This is a genomic window from Exiguobacterium indicum HHS 31, from assembly GCF_001939065.1.
GTDB lineage: Bacteria > Bacillota > Bacilli > Exiguobacteriales > Exiguobacteriaceae > Exiguobacterium_A > Exiguobacterium_A indicum.
Genome location: NZ_MPSZ01000002.1, coordinates 18,823 through 37,048 on the forward strand (window position 1 = coordinate 18,823; position 18,226 = coordinate 37,048).

Sequence of the window (18,226 nt, forward strand, 5' to 3'; positions counted from 1 at the left end):
AGGAGGAATCATCTCATGGCAACAGTCTTATTCCAAGAAACAAACACACGGTATACGGATCAAACGGAAGTCGCTGACTTCCTTGCGTCACGCGGCGTTCTTTACGAACAATGGGACGTTTCGAAACTTCCAGCGCCTCTCGTTGAGAACTTCACACTGACGGATGCAGACAAACAAACGATTCTCGATACGTTCGCTCCAGAAATCAAAGACGTATCAGAACGTCGTGGGTATCAGACAGCTGATATCATCTCACTTTCGGATACGACACCGAACCTGGATGAGTTGCTCGTCAACTTCCAGAAAGAACATCACCATACGGATGATGAAGTTCGTTTCATCGTCAGCGGTCATGGCGTCTTCGCGATCAAAGACGAAGAGGTCGGCTACTATAACATCGAACTCAATCCTGGTGATTTGATTTCCGTTCCTGTTAACACACGCCACTACTTTACGCTTCAAGACGATCGTAAAGTCGTTGCTGTTCGGATCTTCGTCACGACAGACGGCTGGGTTCCGATTTACGAAAACGAGACGTCAACGGTCTCTTAAGAACGATATAAGCGCTGATTTCCTTTATGTGAAGGAAATCAGCGCTTTTCTTATCGCACAAACATATCACTACATTGATACGTAACCGATATAATGAAGGAAAAGCGATGAGGAAGTGAGCGTCATGCATATTCGTCCCGTAACGGAACACGACTTACCAGCGATTCTCGCCATCTATAACGAAGGCATCGAAGATCGAATCGCAACGCTTGAGACCGACCAAAAGGACTTATCCTTCATGACCCAGTGGTATGTAGAACGCACCGATCGATATGCCGGATATGTCGCTGAAGATGACACAGGTGTCCTCGGCTTCATTTCCCTCGATCCGTATAATCCGCGTCCTGTCTACGCATCCGTCGGTGAGATTTCGGTTTATATCACCCGGACTCATCGTGGACAAGGGATTGGCACACGTTTGCTTGAAACGGCTGAGCAACACGCCCGTGATCATCAGATGCATAAACTCATTCTCTTCACCTTCCCATTCAATAAAATCGGACAAAAACTCTATATCCGCTCCGGGTTCCGGATCGTCGGAACGTTTAAGGAGCAAGGACAGTTGAACGGCGAATATGTCGACGTCATGGCGATGGAGAAACGCTTGCGATAGGATTCATTGAATGCCAGACGGGGAATAGTCAATCCGAGTCATTGAGAGAGGATGAACCTAATGGATATTCAACAAATTCGCAATGCAACACTCGTTGTCACGTATGCCAATCAAGTCTTACTAATTGATCCGTTCCTCGGCGAAAAAGGCAGCTTGCCTCCCTTCGGTCAAACACCGAATGCCGTCGCCAATCCACTCGTCGACTTACCGGTCGATGTCAAGACACTGCTCGATCCTGACGCGATCTTCGTCACGCATCTGCATGCCGATCATTTCGACGATGCTGCAAAACAACTTCTACCCAAGCATTTGCCACTCTATGCGCAGCAAGAAGAAGACGCGCAGCAAATCCGAGAAGCCGGCTTCACGAACGTCTCTTCCTTCGATTCCGGTGTAACGATCGGTGATATCCAGGTCCATCGAACAGGTGGACAGCATGGTGTCGGTGAAATCGGCGAACGGATGGGACGTGTGTCTGGGCTCGTCCTCACCCATCCGGACGAACCGACACTTTATATCGCAGGTGATACGATCTGGTGTGACGAGGTCGCGCATGCAATCGAACAACATACGCCCGATATCATCGTCGTCAACAGTGGCGCCGCCCAGTTCTTGACCGGAGAGCCGATCACGATGTCACAGCGTGATCTCCTTGCCGTACACGAAGCGGCGGCGGAAGCGACGATCATCGTCTCGCACCTCGAGTCCGTCAACCACTGTCTCTTGCGACGTGATATGATTGCTGACTTTTTAGCCGCCTTCCACCTTTCTGCCCATTTCCTGATTCCAGAGGATGGCGAAACGATGTCATTTTAAGAACAGTAACCTTCATTAAAAAGAAGTCCTGCTTTTCGAGTAACAATCGAAAGCAGGACTTCTTTTTGTTATGGGATGACAAGACCTAACAAGCGAGCAAAGGCGACTGCTTGCTCTTCCGTAATGACAGCGCCTGGTAAAAATCGCGGATCGATCGTAATACCAGAGAGTTCCGTCTGCCGGAGGTCGAGACCTTTTAACGGTGTTTCAATCCATTGGCTATCTGTAAGCCGGACCGCTTCGAGTTTCCAATGGGTCGGCTTCACTTCGAAGAACTGTGCTTCTTTCATCGTCGTTTCGCTCCAGTGTTGATGACGGACCGTACTGCGAATGAACTGTGCGTAATCCGCAAGCCCTTCCTGAATCGTTAAATGGTCAAGCGTACAATCTTCAAACTGGATGCCCGTCATCCGGCATCCGACGAAGGACACACGGTGAAAACGAGTTTCTTGGAAGTGACATCCCGTTAAGTCGCATTGCTCAAAACGAATATCTTCGAACGAACCACGGTCAAAGGTCAGATTCGCGAACGAGACATTTTGAAAACACACTTGATAGGCATCGATGCGTTCTGTCAGTTCACTCGGCATCGACTCTTTCTCATAACGCGCTCCTTTTAGATACGGGTCATCGATTTCGACTTGATCGAACGTCTCTGGCTGAAGCGTCTTCGGTAATTCTGGTAATCGGATAACGGTCTCTTTCAATGAAGGTTCCCCCTTTTTTCTCTCCCTTAGTGTACCAAACTCCTTTTATATGAGGAGAAATCGTTCGAATTCCCCTTTTTTCAACAGTTTTTATTTTGAGACACTTTGAGACCATGCTATAGTCAAGGAAAATCAAAATAAGAACATACGTTCTTTTATGTAAAGGAGTGATTCAGATGTTTCCTTCCGTCGTTTTACCACAAGATAAACGTATTTTTTGCGTCGACAGTGTGTCCTTCTACGCCAGCTGTGAATGCCAGTATCGCAATCTTCCTCCCTTGACGACACGCCTGGCGGTCGTCTCCGATTTAAAACGAAGCGGATCCGTCATTCTCGCTGCCACCCCTGCCTTAAAAGCACTAGGAATCAAGACAGCCGGTCGACTGTACGAAATCGAGCAATTGCCATACGCTGTTCGTCGTACGATTCAACTCGTCGAACCACGTATGCTCGCTTATATGAAGACGTCGATTCGTGTCCTGGATGTCCTGCACCAATTCGCCCCACCTGAAGCCATCCGCGTCTATTCGATTGATGAAAGTTTCATTGACATGACCGGAACCGATCGCCTATTTGGTTCCGACCTGCAAGCTGCCCTCAAAATTAAAGAAGCAATCCTGAAACAGACCGGCATCCACGTCCGGATCGGGATTGGTCCAAATAACGTCATCGCGAAACTGACGCTTGATTTAATCGGGAAAAAAGAAGGCATCGCGCGATGTGGATATGCTGATGTCGCACGACGTCTTCATGACTTTCCGATTCGGAAGATGTGGGGAGTCGGACACCGCATGGAACAACATCTGCAGATGATGGGGATTGAAACAATCGGTGACCTTGCCATGCGCCCTGTCGAAGAGTTACACGAACGCTTCGGTGTCATCGGTGCCGAACTGTGGCATCACGCTTGGGGACTCGACGCGTCACCGACACTGCTCCCCCCGCGTCATCTGTTCGAGAAAGCTCCTCAACGGACGATTGGACACGGTGTGACCTTAATGCAGGACTATTATCAGTTCGAACGCATCCGGAATGTGCTCAATGAACTGGTGCAGGATGTCGCCGCACGTTGCCGCTTTTCGAATCAAGTCGGCTGGACCGTTCACATCGGTGTCCGTTATTCTCGAAACGTCGTCCGAAGTGGCTTCTCCCGTCAAGTGCGGTTGCCTTACCCGACATCCGATGAACGCATCATTCTGCGTCACGTCTTACAATTGTTCGAACCGAATTGGCTCGATGGGGAACCTGTTCGATTTTTATCCGTTGCAGTGGGGCATTTGACTGCCGATCAAGGCACCTTACAGTTGTCTTTGTTCGAGGATAATGCGCGGCTCTGGAAACGGCGACGGTTATTAAAAGCAATGGATGTCGTTAACCTCCGCTACGGAAAAGGAACGATTCGCCTCGCTGTCTCGTTTCTTGATACGAGTGTCGCCAAACGTCGCCTTCGTTTTGTCGGCGGTCATCCGGGAGGTGATCTTCATGACAGCGTATCGTGATCGGGGAAATTTAAAATGGATTCCTTTTCTCATGCCGGAACATTTGCAATTACTGCGGGAATACTATGTCCAGATGCATCAGCTCGACTTGCCTGAAATTGATGAACAGTTGCAAGAATCATGGCACTTTCTGCTTCAAGAAGCTTTAATAGAAGGAAACGAACTTGAAATCACGTATTATAAGGAAAGTAGCTACGTGACGGTCGTCGGTTTCGTCGAACGATTAGAACCCGAACGTTCCGTTCTCTTTCTGCGCGGACGTGAAGTCATTGAAATTCCCTTCACACGAATCGTCCGGATCGAAAACGGGTAAGCTCTCATACAGATGGATGCTTTAAATCGTGCCCGGAAAGAAGGAATAGTCATGTTGGATTGGTTTACTTCTCTCCCCGTCGTCGTGCAAGCACTGCTTGCCGGAATGATGACGTGGGGGTTAACCGCACTTGGTGCGGCACTCGTCTTTGTCTTTACGACGATTGAAAAACGCGTCATGAACATGATGCTCGGTTTTGCTGCCGGCGTCATGATTGCTGCGTCATTTTGGTCGTTGCTTGCTCCTGCGATCGAGTTCACAGAGCAAGATGGTGGAATCGCTTGGATTCCTGCCGCCATCGGTTTTCTCGCTGGTGGATTTTTCGTTCGTCTCCTCGACTTCGTCACACCGCATTTGCACTTATCTGCACCACTCGAAACAGCGGAAGGTCCTTCGACAGGACTCAAGAAAACGACGTTATTATTTCTTGCGATCACGTTGCACAACATTCCCGAAGGTCTTGCGATTGGTGTCGCTTTTGGTGCCGCCGCCTTGAACATGGACGGGGCGACCGTCGCCGGTGCCTTGACGCTTGCACTCGGTATTGGGATTCAAAACATGCCGGAGGGGGCTGCCCTGTCGATTCCATTACGTGGCGAAGGCATGTCGCGTCGGCGCGCCTTCCATTACGGTCAATTGTCAGCAATCGTTGAACCGATTGCCGCGATGGTCGGAGCAGCTGCGGTCTTCTTTGTTCAACCGCTTCTTCCGTATGCGTTATCGTTTGCTGCCGGAGCGATGATTTTCGTCGTCGTCGAAGAATTGATTCCGGAATCACAAGCAGAAAACGGATCCGATTTAGCAACGCTTGGTTTGATGGTCGGTTTTACGGTCATGATGATTCTTGACGTCGCTTTAGGATGAAGCCGTTGCAAAACGAGCAGTGGATGATACCGTCTTCTGCTCGTTTTTCTGTTTGTAGATTCAGGCGCATTCTAGCAAAACCAATCGATTTGAAGTTTTTCTGACCTTGTGTCCTAACAGAAAAATTTCCCTATCTCTCATAACTATCTCAATGTGAATGGACACGACGGAGTGTCTTAGTCATATCCTATGGAATCTAGATAACTGCTCACTCTTATTCAAACGAATCTAGGCATCGGGTTTCGTCTGAAGCGCATCATACTTTCTCAGACCTGCGCCCGATATTCCGATTAGTTCTATCTCACAAGAATAAAACATGATATGTTTTTAACTAGCACATCGTATAGAAGGAGATTACCATGACAATCATTGAACTTTTAAAAGCGCTCTTACTCGGTTTCGTCGAAGGGATGACGGAATTTGCACCGGTCTCTTCCACGGGTCACATGATCATCGTCGATGACATGTGGTTGCAAACTACCGATTTTCTCGGTAAATATTCGGCGAACACCTTTAAAATCGTCATTCAGCTCGGATCGATTCTTGCGGTCGTCGTCGTCTTTTGGAAACGCCTCTTCAGCTTGATCGGTTTGTATAAGATTGAAGGCGAACATGACGCAGCAGGGACACACAAGTTAAAACTACGGCACGTCTTGATCGGTCTTCTACCAGCAGCTGTTCTCGGATTGTTATTCGAAGATTTCATCGATGAGAACCTCTTCTCGATTGAGACGGTCATCATCGGTCTTGCAGTCGGTGCCCTCTTGATGATTGCAGCCGATAAATTCGGACCAAAGGAACCAAAAACGACATCGCTTGATCAGATTACATATCGCCAAGCAGCACTCGTCGGTCTGTTCCAATGTATTTCCCTTTGGCCTGGCTTCTCTCGTTCTGGTTCAACGATTTCCGGAGGGGTCTTCCTTGGGATGAATCACCGGACGGCAGCTGACTTTACGTTCATCATGGCTGTACCGATCATGTTCGGTGCTAGTTTCCTTTCGCTCGTTAAGAACTGGGAGAACATTCAACCGAACCACTTCGCATTCTATGCTGTCGGTTTCGTTGCGTCGTTCGTGTTTGCCCTCTTATCGATTCGCTTCTTCTTGAAGCTGATCAACAAGATCAAACTCGTTCCGTTCGCCATCTACCGTCTTGTCTTAGCGGCTGTCTTAGCTGTCATCGTCTACATGTAAGTTCAAACCGTTAGCTATTTTAGCTGACGGTTTTTCATTTTTTTGAAACTAATTCAGTCGCTTAAGGGTATATAGGGATGAGACATAATTAAAGGAGTGAATGCCACATGGCACGCAGAAGTCGGAGTACATCAAAACTCCCAATCATCATCGGAGTCGTTATTGTTGCCGTGATTGCCTTTTTAGCAATCGGACAATACAATAGCCTCGTCAATGTAGAAGAAGATGTATCGAATAAATGGTCGCAAGTCGACAACCAAATCAAGCGTCGTGCGGATTTGATTCCGAATCTCGTTGAAACTGTCAAAGGTGTCGCGGGTCAAGAAGAAAAAGTATATGGAAAAGTCGCAGAAGCCCAAGCTGGTCTTGCGCGTGCTGCGTCAACCGAACAACGGATCGAAGCCGACCAACAAGTCACGTCTTCGCTTCGCGGATTGATTGCCTTGCAGACGACTTATCCTGAACTAAAATCAAGCGAACGGTTCCAATCTTTGATGGATACGCTGGAAGGAACAGAAAATCGTCTCGGGATCGCCCGCAAAGATTACAACGATGCTGTAACCCTCTATAACAAAAAACGTCGGAGCTTCCCAACGACACTCTACGCATCCGCCTTCGGATTCGAGAAAAAACCATATTACGAGATTTCAGACAGCGACCGGGAAAATCCGACCGTCGACTTTAACAGTGATTCGAAATGATTCGGCGGTGGACGCGACTTCTATTGAGCGCGTTCCTCGTCTTCTTCCTCTTCGTTCCAACAGCTAGTGCCGTTTCAGAACGGACGGGAGCAGCCTTCTTCATTCAGGATGATGCTCAGCTGCTCAACCCTTCGGAAGAAGCCGAACTCGCGCAACTCGGTCAGGAACTCGAACAATATACGACGGCACAAGTCGTCCTCAAGACGGTTCCCGATCTAAAGGGACAGGATTTAAGCTCTTACGCCAATGAAACGTTCCGGCGCCAAGGCATTGGTCAAGAAGGAAAAGACAATGGTGTTCTTGTCGTCGTCGCTCCAAACGAAAAGGATCGCCAATTTCGGATCGAGGTTGGGTATAAACTCGAAGGGATTTTGACAGACATCACAGCCGGACGTATTCTCGATCAATATGCTGTTCCTTATAAAGAGAACGGTGAGTATGGGAAAGCAGCGTCTGAAACATATAAAGCGGTCGTCAGTGTCATTTCAAAGGATCAGTCGCTTGAGTCACAGGATCCTCCGAAAACACAAAATAACGACGGACTTCCGCTTTGGACGAAGATTCTGATCGGTGCTGGATTACTGATCTTATTGTTCCTCGATATGAAGTTCACCGGTGGTATGTTCTTCTTCGCGATTTTGAACATCTTCTCCGCGATCATGCGTGGTGGCGGTGGAAATGGTGGCAGTCGTGGTGGTGGCGGAAGTTCTGGCGGTGGTGGTGCCGAACGGTAGAAAAGGAGTCGTTTTTTCATGAGGATCATCTTAGGGTATTACCTCCTCCTGACACTCATCGGATTTGTCTCGATGTGGCAGGATAAACGTCGAGCGCAACAACATGCTTACCGGACACCCGAAGCAACACTATTGACGATTGCTTTCCTCGGTGGTGCGCTCGGTTCTTGGATTGGTATGTACACAGTCCGGCACAAGACACGGAAAGCGAAGTTCCAATGGCTCGTTCCAATAGCCGCTATCTTGCATCTCGCTTTCTGGTTTGTTTACACTTCACAATGAAAGAATGTGACCGATAGAGAAGAGAACGTACGGAAATGTGTCCGTCGTTCCTTCTTTTTTTGTATGAGGTCAATGATTATGAATAACAGGTTTAATTTCTTTTTTGTTCAGGGTAAAGAATTTAACCAATTTAATAAATACATCTTTTTTTGATGTACTGAGAGGTGGACATCCCTTTATGTGGCATCCTTGCGCCGAATGTACGACATCAATCCGTTTCGTTGAAGCGGGAGCACTCCATATTCAATCACCAACGCCAGAAATCTATTCCTATCAATCGTTCGAACAGCTCGAACAGTTATTGACATCGCTCTTACGTGTAGCGGATTATCCAGTGTCGTGTCGCGCCACACAATCGCGTTACGTGACAGCACCTATCCTAGCTTCAGCGCTTCTAGAACAACTGAAGCATCGATCTGCGATTGATTTCATCCAGCATGGGGTCATGACGAGCCACCTACAACCGATTTATGATATCCAGCGTAACGTGCTCGTCGCGAACGAAGCCTTGCTACGAGCAGCTGATGACAATACGCCGATTTCACCAGGTGTCCTGTTTTCAACGGCCTCGAAGATGGGACTTCATTCCCGTCTCGATCAACGAGCGCGTGAAGAAGCCATCCGTGCGACGCACCATATTGGTGGCACAGCAAAAACGTTCATCAACTTCCTTCCTTCGACGATCTATAATCCGGAGTATTGCCTGCGCCATACGTTTGAGATCGTCGAACGTTATCAAGTCGATCCGAGTCGGCTCGTCTTCGAAGTCGTCGAAACGGAAAAAATTGAAGACGTCAACCATTTGAAACACGTCTTCGAACAGTATAAAAAGCAAGGCATTCAAGTAGCACTGGACGATGTTGGCGCTGGTTTCTCGACACTCGATATGTTGTCCTTGCTTCAACCGGATTATATTAAAATCGATCGTTCCTTCATCGATCACTGCGATACAAACTCAGAAAACGAAGCCTTTTTACGAAAAGCCCGCCATCTGACACGAGAAATGGGGATTCAAATCTTAGCGGAAGGTATCGAACGGCAAGAAGAACTCGATCTTTGCCGCGAACTCGGCTTTGATCTTGGTCAAGGATACCTACTCGGTCGCCCTGCTCCTTACGCTCGTTTTGCGAAAGCACAATAAAAATACGCACATGGACCGTCTGATGATTCAGTCCATGTGCGTATCTTTATGTTAAGTCGTCGAAACGGAAACCGTCTCGTTCCGTGTGATAGCATCGACTAATTGTTCTGTTGATACAATCGGACGCAACAGACGACACAGTTCCTCTTTTGATGTCCGTAAAGCAAGTGCTTCGACGACATCGAGCGATAATGCGAAGTCTGCGAGTGTCGTCGGCTGTTCTTGTACAAGAAGATAGTCACGCAACTCTGCATAATCGTCATCATGTCCGAGTAACTTCTCCTGAACGAGTAGTCCGTAACCGACCTTACTCCCGTGTAAAAACGCATGCGTTTCTGGATGAGGCGATAACGCGTTATGCACTGCGTGTCCGATTGCACCACGCGTCGCCGCGTCACCAAAACCACCAATGCTTCCGGCTAACGGAATGACGGTTTCGACGAGATGTTGGATTTCAACGGGATACTCACGAAAACGCGTTTCCGTTATATTCGTCGACAAGATAAGATCCTTACAACGTTCAGCTGTCCGAAGCGCCATCTCAATGATGGGATCTTCAGCCGATGATCCGCTTAAGGCACGTGCTTCATACCACTTCGCTAGCGTATCGACGAGTCCCGCTACAAAATAAGCATACGGACTTGCTGCGATGATCCGATGATCGAGTAAAAGGGCTTCAATCACGACGGGGAACGTATCAAATCGGATGTACTGTCCCTCTTCGTTATACATGACACTGAGCGGAGTCCACGGAGCACAGTTCGAGACGATCGTCGGAATGACGATGACCGGGCGTTGTAATTGAAACGCGACCTGTTTTGCCGTATCGATGACACTCCCACCTCCGAGCGCGAGAATCACATCGTATGGAGCACATACCTGTTTGAAAGCTTCCACTTGTTGATCCGTACAATGCCCTTCAAATGAAAGACGTGGTAATGCTGGTAAAGCAAAAGCGGCTGCTTCATAGGCTTGACGTCCATGAATCAGGACTGCTGAACGATTACCTATCACTTCTTTGAGTTGATCGAGCGCGTTTTCCTCATGTATGTATTGCAAAACAGCTTGTCGAATCACAGAATCGCCTCCTAATATTTGTTATCGCTCAGTATACGCAAAAGAACCTGCTTCGGCAATCATTCGATTTTTATAAGAGGAGCGCGTACACTAGAAAAGAGAAGAATTTACTAAAAAGGAGTCGATGAATCGATGCAACAGATTACGTTAAACAACGGTATCAGCATGCCCCAACTCGGATATGGTGTCTTTAAAGTACCGGAAGAAGAAGTATATGAAGCGGTCAGCGAAGCACTCCGCGCCGGGTATCGTTCGATCGATACGGCGATGATTTACGAGAATGAAGAAGGTGTCGGTCGCGCACTGCGTGACTCCGGCATTCCCCGAGAAGAGATCTTTCTGACGACGAAAGTCTGGAATTCCGATCACGGCTACGAAGAGACACTTGCCGCTTTCGAGACGAGTCTACAAAAGCTTGGTGTCGATTATGTTGACTTGTATCTGATTCATTGGCCGATGCCAAAAGAGGATCGTTATGTCGAGACATGGCGGGCGCTCGAACATCTCTATGCCGAAGGGAAGACGCGTGCTATCGGTGTTTCGAACTTCCATATTCCGCACTTGGAACGAATTTTAGCCGAAGGATCGATCGTTCCTGCCGTCAATCAGATTGAACTCCATCCGTTCCTTAGCCAAGAAGCGATCCGAGACTTTTGCCGCAAGCACGGTATCGTCGTTGAAGCTTGGAGTCCGTTGATGAAAGGACGCGACGCGTTGACGCATCCGGTCATCGTCGATATCGCGAATCGTCATCAGAAAACGCCGGCTCAAGTCGTCCTCCGTTGGCACTTGCAACACGATATCGTCGCGATTCCGAAATCCGTCACGCCAAGCCGCATTCGCGAAAATCTTGATGTCTTCGACTTCAGCTTGTCAGACGCTGATATGCAAGCCATCGATCAATTGAACGCCAACGTGCGTACAGGATCAAATCCGGATCATAAATAAGACGAGACGATTCTCGTTTAATCTCCATACAAAAAGAAGGTACCTTTCGGAATTGATCCGGAAAGTACCTTCTTTGATGATGACCCTGATGCGTGATTCTAATCTATTATTTTAGCGGTCTAAATTATTTCCATGATCTTGCTTGGCGATGTCATCCGATTGATGTTTCGATTGACGACTTTCTTCGCCGTCTTGCGTTGCATCATGTTCTTTTTCCTCGCGTTCTGTTTCCGGACGTCGGAAATCGTCATCCCGACGCATTGCAATATCCGGTTCTCGGTTCCCGTCGAGTTTTTTCGCGTGATCGATTGCCTGCTCGTCTTGCGGCATCTTGTCCGTACCGGCACGGTGCAAATCAATTTCCGCATGCTCTTCCTTCGAATCTTTATCAACATCAAGCGGATTACCGGAGCCGAGCTGTGCATTGGAATTCGCATCTGATGACGTATGCGTCTCTTCGCCACTACCATAGCGAACTTTAACATCAGGATGCGTATTATCTGTATTTAAATGTGGATCGAACTGGATGTCTTGGACTTCAAGTAACAGAACGAAGCCCCCACCTTCGACTTCCGTTTTGCGTTGTTCGATTTCATTGTCTGATAGATCAAGTGACCCAAACAAATCATCGACTTCTTGATCGCGTCCTTTGTTCCCGCGAATTCGATCAATCCAAGACGGTTTCGTCGTCGCGATTTCTGCATCCATTTGGCTACGAACGAGTGCGATGTTCGACTTCTCTTTGACGATGACGTAGAAGTCTTCCTCCCGATGCCCTTGAATGTGCAATTCGTCCATTTTTGAGATCAATTCTTCTTCTGAATAGAATGTTCCGATATATTGTTTCGTTTTCATGGATGTTCTCCCCTTATCGACACGATTTGTCATGCGTGACTTCTATAAGGAGTATTTCCTCTTTTGCGTTAAAATATGCCAAAAAACATGCGTTCCATTAAAACGTCATCTGTTTGACATGTAAACGATCATTCGCCGACAAGTTTCAGACCAATCGTCGCACTTAAGACAAGACCGATACAAACCAGTCGCTTCCAGTCTTTTGATTCGTTATAGAGCACCATGCTGAGGATCGCACCGCCCGCTGCTCCGATTCCCGTCCAGACCGCGTACGCCGTTCCCATCGGTAAACCATTCATTGCAAGCGTTAAGAATAGGAAACTGAGTCCGAATCCTGTTCCCATCAACAGTAAATTCTTCGCATTCTTATTTTGATTGAACGTATTGATCAAGACGACACCAAACATCTCAAAGATTCCGGCAATGATTAAATAAATCCAACTCATGCTGATTTCTCCTCTCCACTGACTAACTTCAGACCGATGACGCCGACGAGTAAGACAGCGATCAATGCTAATTTCATCACGGAAGCGGCTTGATCGAATAACACGATGTCCGTCACGACCGTTCCTGCTGTTCCGAGACCGACGAAGACAGCATAGACCGTTCCGACTGGTAAATGGTTACTCGCTTTAATTAGCACGGTAAAGCTAACGATGATACAGACGATCGTTGCAGCCCACTCAAGTGGTGTTGCCGCATGTTTTAATCCGATGACCCAGCCCACTTCAAAACACGCTGCGACGATGATGCCAATCCAATACTTTGCCATAATAATTGCCTCCTAATAGGTAAATTCAAATGAAAAAGCCCGGGAGCAAGCGAGACGATTCGCTTTACTCCCGGGCTTTTATCCCTCCGTTGCATGGACAAACGTCCATGTTCCTCCCTCGGTCCAGCCGTACGGAACCCTAGAGGATACTCCCTATTCCATTCGATACAACCACCCTAGCACGCCCTTTTTCCTATGTCAAACAGGAATCTGTTCCCCATCTGTCAAATAGAATCAAAGTGACTTCATCTGAATGAGGAGGATGCTGCATGCGTTATAAAATCAATGATCAACTTCGGATTCGTCGTTTTACACCAGAAGATGTAGAAGCGGTTCACGCCTATGCCTCACAACCCATCGTCAGTCAATTCCAGTCATGGGGACCGAATACCGAAACGGATACGAAACAATTCCTACACGATGCGCTTGAAAGTGAACTCGAGACACCAAGACGTCGTTATGTCTTTGCCGTGACGTTTCCAAGTGACGTCGTCATCGGTGCCGGTGAACTCGTCATCACAGACGTTGAGAATAAAATCGCCGAAATCGGATACGTCCTCTCGCCTGATGAATGGGGGAACGGATACGCGACGTCAATCGCCTCTTTCCTTCTCCAATTCGGTTTCGAAAAACTAGAACTACACCGAATCACGGCAACGTGTGACCCACGAAACGTCGCTTCCGAACGTGTCTTGCAAAAGGTCGGCATGACGAAGGAAGGACAGCTTCGCGAGACGGTCTATCTCGAAGACCACTGGCGCGATTCCTTGATTTACGGCATGCTCGACTGGGAATGGCAAGTGGATCACGAAGAAGATAACTAACATATGACTTCAAACGGTGTGCCGAGGCATACCGTTTTTTCATGAACAACCTCCTATTTTTTTGATTTTTATCAATTTTTAAACAAGCGCATGCTACACTATTCATAATGACAAATTTTAAGAATTGGAGTGAACCTCTTGATGAAAAAATGGACTGCTCATGTTGCTGGACTTGCCGCAACGTTAATGTTGAGCTCGGTTTTACCCGCACCCGCTTTTGCTGAATCGCCACCTGTTCAACCGACAGCAGAAACACAAACAGTCACCGAGACAACCGGGACGGCTTATTTGAAAGAGGATGCTGCGTTGCTACAAACGGCTGATTCCACAACGGTCATCCAACAACTACCAGCAGGAACGACATTCAAGACACTCGGTACGGACGGTGACTTCACTCGTGTCAGTTGGCAAGAAGGTACTGCTTATGTCGCAACAAACGCGTTAACGCAAACAGCACCTGTTTTTCAAAAACAAGCAACGCTGATGTCGAAAAGTTCACTCTCATTAGTTGCTTCACCATTTGATCCCACCGTCGTGACGACACTTCCCGCTTATCAGCGAATCGATACATACGGCACCTTCGACACGTTCACGCGTCTGAAATGGAACGAGCAATACGTCTATGTATCGACGACACAACTCGAGCAACTTCCGAAATTGGTTGGGACGCGTTATGCCAAACGAGCGACTTCTCTTTTCGTTGAGCCGAAGACGACGAGCGCGAAGACTGCCGTCACTCAAAATCAATCATTCGAAACGTTCGGAACGACGGGTACTTTTACACGTGTGGCGACTAAGACCGGTTACGCCTTCGTATTGACGACTGATTTAGCTGATACGCAGGTCGTGAGCCATCCAGAAACAGGAGTGCGTTACGTCCAACAGCAGACGACGGTCTATGCCACTGCGACTACGAAAGGAGAAGTCGTACAATCGCTTCCTGTGAATACTTCTCTTCAGACGTACGGCGTCGAGGGTTCATTTACACGAATCAAACGAAACGACGAGTATGCCTATGTATTGACGGCACATCTCGGTACGTTGAAATACTATCCAAAGACCGCACGCCTCTATGTTCAGCGCGCTACACCGATCTATAGTGCACCGAATGCTTCCGGCTCCATAATCGATCAACAAAAAACAAATACTTTATTAACGATCTATGGTAAAAGTGGCGTCTACAGTCGAATTATTTTCCGCGGAGTCCATGCCTACGTTAAAACAGCTGATCTTGGTAGTGAAAAAGTATACGCCGCAACCGGAACACGGTACGCCAAACGCAACTTGTCCGTCTATACGTCTGCTTCAACGAAAAGTAAAATGATGTATTCTGTCAAACGAGCTGATAAACTAACGATTTACGGCACGAGCGGTAGTTACACACGATTAAAAAAAGGGACGGTCTATGGTTACGTCAAGACGAGTGATCTCGTCACGAAAAAGCCGGATCTGTGTGACGTTACCGGTCAACGTTACGTGACAGAGGACGACGTCGTCATTCGGTCACAGGCAAAACTGTCGGGTAAAAAAATCGGCACGTTGAAAAAAGGAAAATCAATCACCATCTATGGAAAAAGCGGTTATTTTACACGTGTCAAATATAACAATATCTTTGGTTTCGTCGATTCGAGTCGGATCGGACTAAATAAACCAACAGCAAAAGCGAAAAAAGGGACAACGTTTTATGTCCATCTGGACCAAACGCCACTCTTCTCTGCTGACGTCGCTTACAGTCGGCCAGCTGCCTATTTGAAAAAAGGGACAAAATTGATTGGTCTGAAATCAATTGATGATGATTTTTGGCAAGTTCGCTTAGCCAGCGGTCAAACGGGTTACGTCCTCAACCCTTATATCAGCACGAGCAAACCCGATATGAAACTGACACAAAAAGCAATCAATCGAACGAAAATCTATACCGTCAAACAGACGACATCCTTCTTTTCGAGTCCAACCAGTCCAAAAGGCAGCGGACTCGTTGAGCAAGGCAAACGTGTTTATCCGCGTCACCGGGTCGGAAACTTCTATGTCATCCAGTCAGGCTGGACACCCGTCTATCTTCCGGTCTCAGCTGTGACGATTACGTCCGATAAACGGGTCATTAAAAAGAATAACACGCGCGGTGAAAAGCTGATTCAAGCAGCCGTCCAACATATCGGTACACCTTACACATGGGGATCGCAAAATGCCGTGAACGGTGGCTTCGATTGTTCCGGTTTGATTCACTACGCGACAAATAAGGCTGGAAAATACGGTGGTCGGACGAACGTTCGCGGCTACTGGTACGGTGCTTTCTTTACGAATCGCCGGACGAGTATCTCGAGTGGTAAACGCTCAGATATCGTCTTCTTCCAGAACACCTACACGGATGGTCCATCGCATATCGGAATCATGCTCGATAGCGAACACTTCATCCATGCGGGCGGTTCACAGCTCCAAATCAATTCGATTTATGAACCGCGTTGGCAAGAGCATTTCCTCGGATTTAAATCGATGTAAGACAAAAAAAGACGAAGCCGTCGAATTCGACGGCTTCGTCTCTTCTTATCGCAACACGTCAGAATGTCATCTCGACGTATTTCGTCACTTGTCGATCCATCAAGTACAACTCAATCTGTTCACGGTAGGCTTTATAGTGATCGGATGCGATATGCGCTTCAAGTGCCTCTTCGTCCCGATACACTTCATACAGCATGAATTGATGCTCGTCTTCGATCGATTGGTGCAAGGAATAGCGTAAGCATCCTTCCTCTTTTTGTGCGGCATGATAGACCGTTTCTAAAATCGGAAAGACTTGATCCGCGAGTCCTGCTTTGATTGTAAGTACAGCGTTGACGACGATTTCTCCCATGTTTCATTATCCCCTTTCGTGATTACCTGTATCTGTACCCATTTTCACGAAAAAACACACGTCAAAGGAGCTTGAAGATGCAAACTCAACTTTTTGAAGCACTCGAACAATTCGAACCGACGATGATCGCGTTACGGCGTGATTTCCATCGACATCCGGAACTCTCTTTTCAGGAAGTCCGCACACCAGAACGAATTGCTACCTTTTACGCGAAACAGGGCATTCCTTATCAAACAGCCGTCGGAGGTCGTGGTGTCGTCGCAACGATCGAAGGCAAACAACCTGGTTCGACGATTGCGGTCCGTGCAGATTTTGATGCTTTACCACTTCAAGAAGAGACGACGCTTTCCTTCCGGTCGATCCATCCCGGTGTCATGCATGCCTGTGGACACGATGGACATACGGCGATGGTGATGGCCCTTGCTGCTACGCTCTATCCGCTACGTGATCAATTGCAAGGAACGATTCGAATCATTCATCAGCATGGAGAAGAGGTCTTTCCTGGCGGAGCCATCCAAATGATCGAAGCCGGCGTCCTCGAAGGCGTCGATGCGATTTTCGCGACACATCTCGAAAATGATTTACCGGTTGGTACGATTGGGTTTCGGGAAGGACATACATTATGCGCGATCGACGAATTCGAAATCATCGTTCATGGTCAAGGTGGACATGCGCAAGCACCGCACAAAACAAAAGATGCGCTCGTCGCTGGAGCGCAGCTCGTCTGTAACTTACAGCATCTCGTCAGTCGACGGGTCGACCCATTTGAGCCAGCAGTTCTCGCAATCGGATCCTTCCATGCAGGAACGGCGCCGAACATCGTCACGGGTGAAGCACGCATCGTCGGTGAAATTCGGACGTTCAATGAGACATTGCGGCATCAGCTCCGGCAAGAAGTCGATCTTGTCGCCAAAACGACGTGTGCCGGCATTGGTGCCACCTATTCGATCGACTTCACGACGGGTTACCCGGCACTCTGGAATCATCCGGACGAGACAAAACTCGTTCAGGTAGCCGCTTCTTTCTTACCGGAAGCATCCGTTCGGGCACTCACACCAATGATGGCTGCGGATGACTTCGCGCATTATCTAACACACGTCCCGGGAAGTTACTTCTTTACCGGCTCCGGATATACGGACGGTCGCGTCAACTACCCACAGCATCATCCGCAGTACGAAATCAACGAACAGGCGTTATTGGTTGGTGCGAAAACACTCGGAGCGACCGTTTTACGTGCCTTGAAACCTAAGGATTGACTTTATTTCTGTGTGAATGGTATCATCACAACAATGATAACGAATGACATCAACTTCATATACCCTTATCAAGAGTGGACCGAGAGATCTGGATCGATGACGTCCCAGCAACCTGCGCATAGCAAGGTGCTACGACCAGCAAAGCGAAAGCTTTGGTTGATAAAAAGCGGCGACTCCTTTTGCAACCAAGCGAAGGAGTCGTTTTCGTTTTCTCGCTGTCAGACATAC

At 47.9% G+C, this 18,226-nt stretch carries 21 protein-coding genes and 1 riboswitch; of the genes, 15 read left to right on the forward strand and 6 right to left on the reverse strand.

All coding sequences use genetic code 11. The features are described from left to right. Positions 1-15: 15 nt before the first annotated feature. The 3 genes from N179_RS08435 (at position 16) to N179_RS08445 (ending at position 1,981) form a co-directional block, all read left to right on the forward strand. Complete coding sequence (locus N179_RS08435; RefSeq protein WP_023467032.1) at positions 16-552, forward strand: 1,2-dihydroxy-3-keto-5-methylthiopentene dioxygenase; 537 nt, start codon at positions 16-18, stop codon at positions 550-552. A gap of 124 nt (positions 553-676) precedes the next feature. Further along, the gene (locus N179_RS08440; RefSeq protein ID WP_023467031.1) at positions 677-1,165 is read left to right on the forward strand and encodes an arsinothricin resistance N-acetyltransferase ArsN1 family A; all 489 of its coding nucleotides are present in this window, start codon (positions 677-679) and stop codon (positions 1,163-1,165) included. A gap of 60 nt (positions 1,166-1,225) precedes the next feature. After that, complete coding sequence (locus N179_RS08445; protein ID WP_023467030.1) at positions 1,226-1,981, forward strand: MBL fold metallo-hydrolase; 756 nt, start codon at positions 1,226-1,228, stop codon at positions 1,979-1,981. Positions 1,982-2,049: 68 nt separating this feature from the next. Here N179_RS08445 and N179_RS08450 read toward each other — a convergent pair whose 3' ends face one another. Continuing rightward, positions 2,050-2,688, reverse strand: a complete 639-nt coding sequence (locus tag N179_RS08450) for a pentapeptide repeat-containing protein (protein ID WP_023467029.1) — start codon at positions 2,686-2,688, stop codon at positions 2,050-2,052. A 176-nt stretch (positions 2,689-2,864) separates the two neighbouring features. Here N179_RS08450 and N179_RS08455 point away from each other — a divergent pair, with 176 nt between their 5' ends. The 8 genes from N179_RS08455 (at position 2,865) to N179_RS08490 (ending at position 9,418) form a co-directional block, all read left to right on the forward strand. Then, on the forward strand, positions 2,865-4,187 hold the full coding sequence (locus tag N179_RS08455; protein ID WP_055970209.1) for a Y-family DNA polymerase: 1,323 nt from the start codon (positions 2,865-2,867) through the stop codon (positions 4,185-4,187). Further along, positions 4,171-4,500, forward strand: a complete 330-nt coding sequence (locus tag N179_RS08460) for a YolD-like family protein (protein WP_023467027.1) — start codon at positions 4,171-4,173, stop codon at positions 4,498-4,500. Before N179_RS08455 ends, N179_RS08460 begins: the two co-directional genes overlap by 17 nt. 51 nt (positions 4,501-4,551) lie before the next feature. Further along, positions 4,552-5,364 (forward strand): ZIP family metal transporter, encoded by an 813-nt coding sequence (locus tag N179_RS08465; protein WP_023467025.1) that lies wholly within the window; start codon positions 4,552-4,554, stop codon positions 5,362-5,364. A 359-nt stretch (positions 5,365-5,723) separates the two neighbouring features. Further along, positions 5,724-6,560 (forward strand): undecaprenyl-diphosphate phosphatase, encoded by an 837-nt coding sequence (locus N179_RS08470; RefSeq protein ID WP_023467024.1) that lies wholly within the window; start codon positions 5,724-5,726, stop codon positions 6,558-6,560. Between the two features lie 107 nt (positions 6,561-6,667). After that, positions 6,668-7,261, forward strand: a complete 594-nt coding sequence (locus N179_RS08475) for a LemA family protein (RefSeq protein ID WP_023467023.1) — start codon at positions 6,668-6,670, stop codon at positions 7,259-7,261. Further along, a complete protein-coding gene (locus N179_RS08480; RefSeq protein ID WP_058265583.1) occupies positions 7,258-7,995 on the forward strand; it encodes a TPM domain-containing protein in 738 nt (245 codons plus the stop codon). The genes N179_RS08475 and N179_RS08480 overlap by 4 nt, the downstream gene beginning before the upstream one ends. Before the next feature lie 18 nt (positions 7,996-8,013). Beyond that, positions 8,014-8,277: a DUF1294 domain-containing protein gene (locus tag N179_RS08485; protein WP_023467021.1), complete on the forward strand. Its 264-nt coding sequence runs from the start codon at positions 8,014-8,016 to the stop codon at positions 8,275-8,277. Positions 8,278-8,455: 178 nt separating this feature from the next. Then, positions 8,456-9,418 carry an EAL domain-containing protein gene (locus tag N179_RS08490; protein ID WP_023467020.1) on the forward strand — a complete coding sequence of 321 codons (963 nt, stop codon included), beginning with the start codon at positions 8,456-8,458 and terminating at the stop codon, positions 9,416-9,418. 51 nt (positions 9,419-9,469) lie between these two features. On the opposite strand, the gene N179_RS08495 is transcribed toward N179_RS08490, so the two are convergent. Then, positions 9,470-10,495: an iron-containing alcohol dehydrogenase family protein gene (locus tag N179_RS08495; protein WP_035399001.1), complete on the reverse strand. Its 1,026-nt coding sequence runs from the start codon at positions 10,493-10,495 to the stop codon at positions 9,470-9,472. Between the two features lie 132 nt (positions 10,496-10,627). On the opposite strand from N179_RS08495, the gene N179_RS08500 reads away from it, so the two are divergent. Then, positions 10,628-11,443, forward strand: coding sequence for an aldo/keto reductase (locus tag N179_RS08500; protein ID WP_023467018.1), 816 nt, complete (start codon positions 10,628-10,630; stop codon positions 11,441-11,443). Positions 11,444-11,554: 111 nt separating this feature from the next. On the opposite strand, the gene N179_RS08505 is transcribed toward N179_RS08500, so the two are convergent. The 3 genes from N179_RS08505 to N179_RS08515 form a co-directional block, all read right to left on the reverse strand. Beyond that, positions 11,555-12,298 (reverse strand): general stress protein, encoded by a 744-nt coding sequence (locus N179_RS08505; protein ID WP_058714032.1) that lies wholly within the window; start codon positions 12,296-12,298, stop codon positions 11,555-11,557. 128 nt (positions 12,299-12,426) lie between these two features. After that, a complete protein-coding gene (locus N179_RS08510) occupies positions 12,427-12,744 on the reverse strand; it encodes a DMT family transporter (protein WP_023467016.1) in 318 nt (105 codons plus the stop codon). Beyond that, positions 12,741-13,070, reverse strand: coding sequence for a DMT family transporter (locus tag N179_RS08515; RefSeq protein ID WP_029340708.1), 330 nt, complete (start codon positions 13,068-13,070; stop codon positions 12,741-12,743). The genes N179_RS08510 and N179_RS08515 overlap by 4 nt, the downstream gene beginning before the upstream one ends. A 269-nt stretch (positions 13,071-13,339) precedes the next feature. Here N179_RS08515 and N179_RS08520 point away from each other — a divergent pair, with 269 nt between their 5' ends. After that, positions 13,340-13,894, forward strand: a complete 555-nt coding sequence (locus N179_RS08520; RefSeq protein ID WP_023467014.1) for a GNAT family N-acetyltransferase — start codon at positions 13,340-13,342, stop codon at positions 13,892-13,894. A 141-nt stretch (positions 13,895-14,035) separates the two neighbouring features. Then, complete coding sequence (locus N179_RS08525; protein WP_244150223.1) at positions 14,036-16,390, forward strand: SH3 domain-containing C40 family peptidase; 2,355 nt, start codon at positions 14,036-14,038, stop codon at positions 16,388-16,390. A gap of 58 nt (positions 16,391-16,448) precedes the next feature. On the opposite strand, the gene N179_RS08530 is transcribed toward N179_RS08525, so the two are convergent. After that, positions 16,449-16,742, reverse strand: a complete 294-nt coding sequence (locus N179_RS08530; RefSeq protein ID WP_055970186.1) for a putative quinol monooxygenase — start codon at positions 16,740-16,742, stop codon at positions 16,449-16,451. Between the two features lie 77 nt (positions 16,743-16,819). Between N179_RS08530 and N179_RS08535 the strand changes: the two genes are divergently transcribed. Then, positions 16,820-17,998 carry a M20 metallopeptidase family protein gene (locus N179_RS08535; protein ID WP_075642669.1) on the forward strand — a complete coding sequence of 393 codons (1,179 nt, stop codon included), beginning with the start codon at positions 16,820-16,822 and terminating at the stop codon, positions 17,996-17,998. Positions 17,999-18,060: 62 nt separating this feature from the next. Further along, a riboswitch (SAM riboswitch) is annotated at positions 18,061-18,164 on the forward strand. Positions 18,165-18,226: the final 62 nt, after the last annotated feature.